The sequence below is a fragment of the Acidithiobacillus ferriphilus genome (assembly GCF_018854775.1).
In the GTDB taxonomy this organism is placed as follows: Bacteria; Pseudomonadota; Gammaproteobacteria; order Acidithiobacillales; family Acidithiobacillaceae; genus Acidithiobacillus; species Acidithiobacillus ferriphilus.
On the sequence record NZ_JAAZTY010000129.1, the window covers coordinates 1 to 5,544 of the forward strand.

Consider the following 5,544-nt stretch of genomic DNA (forward strand, 5'->3'; position numbering starts at 1 on the left):
CCCGCCGAATAAGCTGCGTCGGGCTCCCGGATATCGACCAGTGCGTGCGGATATCGCTGGCGCAGAGTCGGGCTGGGTTTAGCGCTGCCGATATCAAAGTGGCGATACACCAGCAACGAGTCGACACTGATAATGTCTACCGGCAGCATATCGGCCAGACGCAAGGCCAGATCGGTCTTGCCACTGGCGGTCGGACCCATCAGAAAAATGGCGGGAATCATCGTCCGCGCAGAAAAAGACGGTCCAGATCGGCCAGCGAAAATTGCACGACCGTGGGTCGACCGTGATTGCACTGTCCGAAACGCGGAGTGGCTTCCAGTTGGCGCAGGAGGCTGTTCATTTCTTCCAGGCTGAGGCGACGACTGGTTTTAATGGCGGCACGGCAAGCCATATCGGCGAGAGCGGCATCGCTGTCCTTCCCGGTCCAGGCCGACTCCTCGGCCAGGAGGTCGGTGACGATCTGTCCATAGGTGGCGGCCGGGATGGCCTTGGGGGCGGCATGAATAGCCAACGTTCCGGGACCAGCCACACTGATTTCCAGTCCGGCAGCTTGCAGGGCGTTTTGCTTTGCCTCGAAGCGCGCCATCTGTGTCGCTGTTACATGCAGGTATTCTGGAATAATAAACACTTGTTTATCATTTTGTTGTGATGCCATCTTCATCTTCTCGTAGAGGATGCGTTCATGGGCGGCATGCTGATCGACGAGGATCATGCCTTCCCTGTTCTCGGCGAGAATAAAGCGCGCGTGAATTTGCGCCAGGGCCTGACCAAGAGGGTAGTCCGGGGCCAGCTCCTGAAGGGGTGCCGCAGGCATGTCAGTGCTTGGCACAAAAGTCATTGCCGGCGCTACCAGTCGTTCCCAATAGGCTCCGGATCCATCCTGCACCGCACTCAGCGGTCGCTGGGCCGGGTGTTGATAAGCTCGGGGCGGCGAACTTTGCAGCGCAGGCGCCGGTGACAGGGGCTGGACCGGCACAGTCAATTGCGGGTGCGCTCCCCCCTGTTCCGCAATCACCCGCCGCAGGGTATGGAAGAGAAAATCGTGTATCTCACGACTATCGCGAAAGCGCACCTCGGCCTTGGCGGGATGCACGTTAACATCTACCCGCTCGGGCGGCAGTTTCAGGTAAAGCACGTAAAGCGGGTGGCGATCCTGAAACAGTACGTCATTATAGGACGCACGCAGGGCATGGGTAATCACCGGGTCACGCACCGGACGACCGTTGACGTAAAAATACTGTTCGTCCCCGCGGGCACGGTTGTAAGTGGGCAGACCCAGCCAGCCGCTGAGGGATAGGCCTTGATCTTCCTGCTCGATATATAACGCGTTGGCGAGGAAGCCCTCCCCCATGATATTGGCCACGCGTAGTGCCCGGCTGTCGGCATCCAGGGCCGCAGGAAGCTGCACGAGCGCGCGATCGTTCTGGAGAAGATGAAAGGCCACCGGGAAATTGGCCAGAGCGATCTGTCGCAGTACTTTTTGGTTCCGCGACAGTTCAGCGGACGCACTGCGCAAAAACTTGCGCCGCGCGGGCACATTAAAGAATAAATCAGCCACACGGACCGTGGTGCCCGGTGCCCGGGCTGATGGCTCCGGCGCGGCGGTGGCACCACCGATCACTTGCAGACGGGTAGCCTGCTTCTGGCCATGCGCCCGCGAAACTATTTCCAGGCGCGAAACAGAAGCAATGGCGGGCAAGGCCTCGCCGCGGAAGCCCATGGTATGGATCGCCTGAAGATCCTCCCAGGTCGCCACTTTACTGGTCGCGTGGCGTTCCAGGGCCAAGACCAGGTCTTCGGGGAATATTCCAACGCCGTCATCCTCAACACTGAGCAGGTCGACCCCACCACCCTCCAGATGAATCGTGATTCGCGTCGCTCCGGCATCCAGGCTGTTTTCCAATAGCTCTTTGAGGATGGAGGCGGGGCGTTCGACCACCTCACCCGCGGCTATCTGATTGGCCAGAGTAGCGTCCAGGCGATGCACGCGGGGTGCTTGATCAGCCGACATCGCTATTGCTCCCGCCGGACGGGGGTGGCAAAAACTCGGCCCAGCCCTGAACACGAGGTCGATGCGCCTGCCAGTCAAGGCGGTGACTGCCACTGTCCAGAATGCTGAGGCCGAGTGACAGATCAGCAGCGGGAAGGAAACCCGCACCCCGCTCCGGCCATTCCACCAGCCACAGGGCGGACTCGGCCAGATAATCCCGAATGCCAATGAATTCCAGCTCTTCAGGTTCCAGCAAGCGATATAAATCCAGATGCAGCGCGGGTCCGATGCGGGTCTGATATTGTTCCATTAAAGTATAGGTGGGGCTCTTAACGGGCTGGGTGACACCCAGCGCTCGCAACACGGCCTGGGTCAAGGTCGTCTTACCGACCCCGAGATCGCCCGCAAGATAAATGACCGCAGGGATATCGATGCGCAGGGCCAATCGCTGCCCCCAGTCCCGGCAGGCTTCAGCATCTGCGAAATCCCAGTACATCAGATACCCGATTCAGGGCTTCAGCAGATGCCGGAGAATGTCCGAACGACTGATGATGCCCAACAGGAGGCCGCTGCTGTCGACTACCGGTACGGCATGCACGTCCTTCCGCAGCAATTTTTCGGCAACCGCATCCACATCCTCCTCGGGGGCTACGCTGATGACGCGGGCCGTGGCCAATTGGCCGGCAGTCACCGCCGTTACCTTGCGCAATTCCTCCTCGTATTCATGCATGCCGCCGAGCGGAATCAGTCCGTCGAGAATCGTGAGCATGGTGGGCAGATGCACCTTGCGGTGGGCATCGATCAGATCCCGTTCACCGATCATCCCGACCAGATGACCGTCGCCATCGACCACCGGGAGGCTGTGATGCCCGGAACTCAGGAGCAGCTCGCCCACCTTCTGCACCGAATCATCCGCCAGCACGGTGATGGCCTCGCGCGTCATAATATCTTGGGCCGTTTTCATCAGGATCGTCCTTCCGCCATGGCGTCATATAATGTGTTGAGGATAATGTCTATTTCCGCTGCTGTCACCGACAGCGGCGGAACTATGGTGAGGAGATCGCCGAGAGGACGGCTATAAACGCCCATTTCCCGTGCCCGTCGGCACACCGCGTATTCGACCCGATCGGCGTAGGGATAAGGCGCATTCGTCCTGGGATCGCGCAAGGCGATGGCGGCCATCATACCGAACTGGCGGACCTCTCCCGCCCACGACCGGCCGTGAAAGCGTTGCAGACCGACGCGCAACTGGGCGATTTTCCCAGGCAAAGCGGCCAGCACGGCGCCTTCCGCAAAAAGAGTCAGATTCTCCAGCGCTACCGCACAGGCCAGGGGATTGGCGGTGTAGGTATGCCCGTAGTAAAACTGCCGGGTTTCCCCGAAAGGCGCAAGGAAAGCGGCATAAACATGTTCTGCGGCGAGGGTCGCGGCCAGCGGCAAGTAACCACCGCTCAGCCCTTTGCCCAAGGCCAGCAAGTCTGGTTCGACAGACTCCCACTCACAGGAAAAAAGCTTGCCGCTGCGACCAAAGCCGGTTGCGACCTCATCAATGATCAACAAAACCTCATAGGCCCGGCACAGACGTTGCGCACCCGCCAGAATGCCGGGAGGAAAAGGCAATATGCCGGCGGCACCTTGCACCCCCCCCTCCAGGATCAGGGCCGCGATCTCGCCGCCCTGATCCTGGAGCGTGGATTCCAGCGTCGCCAGCCATGCGGTGGTCGCCTGCAGCGGATCTCCCTCGCAGTCTTCCCATTGCAATACATATGGGCTCGGCAAGCGTAAAGTCGGGAACAGGAGATGGCCGTACACCGCATGAAACAAGGGGAAACCGCCCACCGAAACAGCGCCCACGGTGTCACCATGATAGGCATTGTCCAGGGTCAGGAAGAGATGTTTTTCAGGGCGGCCCAGATTACACCAGTATTGAGCCGCCATTTTGATGGCCACTTCGACCGCTTCTGACCCATCCTCCGAAAAAAAACAGTGCTGCAAAGAGGCCGGGGTAATTTCCACCAGTGCCTTGGCGAGGTGTATAGCCGGGGGATTGCTCGCGCCCAGCGCCGTGCTGTGCGCGACTTTACCGATCTGCGCGATCAGGGCGGCGTCCAGTCGGGGGTGGCGATGACCATGGATATTGCACCACAGGCTGGCAATGGCGTCCAGACAGCGATGGCCTTCCGTATCGTACACGTAATTGCCTTCGGCCCGTTCGATGATCCATGGATCATCGTCTCCATAACACTGCATCTGAGTGAAGGGATGCCAGAAATAACGGCGATCCCATTCCCGCAATTCTTCAGTTTCCGTCATTGTTTTGCGCTAACTCCTGTAGTACGCGAGGCACTGCCGCCAGGATATCTCTGGCCAGCAGGCTGGCTTCGCCCATCTGCGCGGCAGCGAGGTCACCCGCGCGGGCGTGCAGGCACACGCCAAGGGATAAGGCCTTGTCCGCTTCCAAATCCTGGGCGAGCAGACCCGCGAGTATACCGGTAAGGACATCCCCGCTGCCGCCCGTCGCCATACCGGGATTGCCCAGCGGGCAAAGCCAACGACCACCACCCAGTAACAAACTATGGTGACCCTTGAGCACCCAATACCCGCCATAGCGGGCCTGCAATCGGCAAATGGCCGCGACGCGATCGGCCTGAACGGCGGCGACCGGCACCCCTAGCAGGCGCGCCGCCTCCCCAGGATGGGGGGTAAACAGACGAAGCGCATCGGCGGCCAACAGTTCCGGACCAAAACGCGCGAGAATGTTCAGGGCGTCGGCGTCCCAGACTTGGGGGCAGGACAGTGTACCGATCTCCCGCAAAAGATCATGGGCGGCCAGGCCCTGACCCAGGCCCGGGCCAACGGCCAGGACTGCTTGATCCGGCAAATCTGCGAAACTCGCAGGCCAGTCCCGCCAGGTAGCTTCAGGCAGATATGCCGCCAGATAAGGGATGGCCGAGGGATGACCGACGGCCGTCACCAGTCCGGCGCCCACCCGGTAGGCGGCCACACAGGCCAGCGCCAGTGCTCCACCCATGCCTGGCCCTCCGCCTACCGCGAAAACGTGCCCGAAGCTCCCTTTGTGCGCCTGCGGGTTACGCGCCGGCAGGGTCGGGACTGTCCGCCAGTTCAGGGCAACAAAGGCTTCATTCATGGTCACGCCCTCTCGATATCCTCTTCAGGATATGCGCTGACATGGTGCAGGCTCAAATCGGCACCGGCATACTCCGCCTCGGGGTCCAGACGAATCCCGATGAAGTACTTGATGCCGCCGTAGACGATGCCGCTGCCCGCCAGGGCGACCAGTACGCCCAACGAGGTACCCAGCAACTGGGACCAGAAACTGACCCCACCGGCGCCGCCGAGGAACTGATGTCCAAAAATGCCGACGGCCAGCCCACCCCACACGCCGCAGACGCCGTGCATCGGCCATACGCCAAGCACGTCATCCAGACGCAGGCGGTGCTGCACAAAAGTGAAGAGGTAGACAAAGATAATACCGGCAATAGCGCCGATGGCCAAAGCACCGATGGGTTGCACCACATCGGAACCGGCGCAGA

6 protein-coding genes and 1 pseudogene are annotated in these 5,544 nt (G+C 60.7%); all 7 read right to left on the reverse strand.

All coding sequences use genetic code 11. The annotated features are described in order from the left end of the window. On the reverse strand, window positions 1–221 hold a 221-nt coding region (locus tag HF921_RS09420; RefSeq protein WP_319025487.1), incomplete at its 3' end, for an isopentenyl transferase family protein. Next, window positions 218–2,011 carry a DNA mismatch repair endonuclease MutL gene (gene mutL / locus HF921_RS09425; RefSeq protein ID WP_215893722.1) on the reverse strand — a complete coding sequence of 598 codons (1,794 nt, stop codon included), beginning with the start codon at window positions 2,009–2,011 and terminating at the stop codon, window positions 218–220. The genes HF921_RS09420 and mutL, both read right to left, overlap by 4 nt. Next, window positions 2,001–2,486, reverse strand: coding sequence for a tRNA (adenosine(37)-N6)-threonylcarbamoyltransferase complex ATPase subunit type 1 TsaE (gene tsaE, locus HF921_RS09430; RefSeq protein ID WP_064219158.1), 486 nt, complete (start codon window positions 2,484–2,486; stop codon window positions 2,001–2,003). The genes mutL and tsaE overlap by 11 nt, the downstream gene beginning before the upstream one ends. A gap of 12 nt (window positions 2,487–2,498) precedes the next feature. Beyond that, window positions 2,499–2,954, reverse strand: a complete 456-nt coding sequence (locus HF921_RS09435) for a CBS domain-containing protein (RefSeq protein ID WP_064219157.1) — start codon at window positions 2,952–2,954, stop codon at window positions 2,499–2,501. Further along, window positions 2,954–4,303, reverse strand: a complete 1,350-nt coding sequence (gene bioA, locus HF921_RS09440) for an adenosylmethionine--8-amino-7-oxononanoate transaminase (protein ID WP_215893723.1) — start codon at window positions 4,301–4,303, stop codon at window positions 2,954–2,956. Before bioA ends, HF921_RS09435 begins: the two co-directional genes overlap by 1 nt. Beyond that, window positions 4,290–5,138, reverse strand: coding sequence for an NAD(P)H-hydrate dehydratase (locus HF921_RS09445; protein WP_215892591.1), 849 nt, complete (start codon window positions 5,136–5,138; stop codon window positions 4,290–4,292). The genes bioA and HF921_RS09445 overlap by 14 nt, the downstream gene beginning before the upstream one ends. 2 nt (window positions 5,139–5,140) lie before the next feature. Next, window positions 5,141–5,544: pseudogene (locus HF921_RS09450) on the reverse strand (ammonium transporter); the annotation flags it as partial.

Excerpts from the sequence above, each read along its gene's own strand:
- mutL (WP_215893722.1), bottom strand. The coding sequence starts at position 2,011 with ATGTCGGCTGATCAAGCACCCCGCGTGCATCGCCTGGACGCTACTCTG.
- tsaE (WP_064219158.1), bottom strand. The coding sequence starts at position 2,486 with ATGTACTGGGATTTCGCAGATGCTGAAGCCTGCCGGGACTGGGGGCAG.
- HF921_RS09435 (WP_064219157.1), bottom strand. The coding sequence starts at position 2,954 with ATGAAAACGGCCCAAGATATTATGACGCGCGAGGCCATCACCGTGCTG.
- bioA (WP_215893723.1), bottom strand. The coding sequence starts at position 4,303 with ATGACGGAAACTGAAGAATTGCGGGAATGGGATCGCCGTTATTTCTGG.
- HF921_RS09445 (WP_215892591.1), bottom strand. The coding sequence starts at position 5,138 with ATGAATGAAGCCTTTGTTGCCCTGAACTGGCGGACAGTCCCGACCCTG.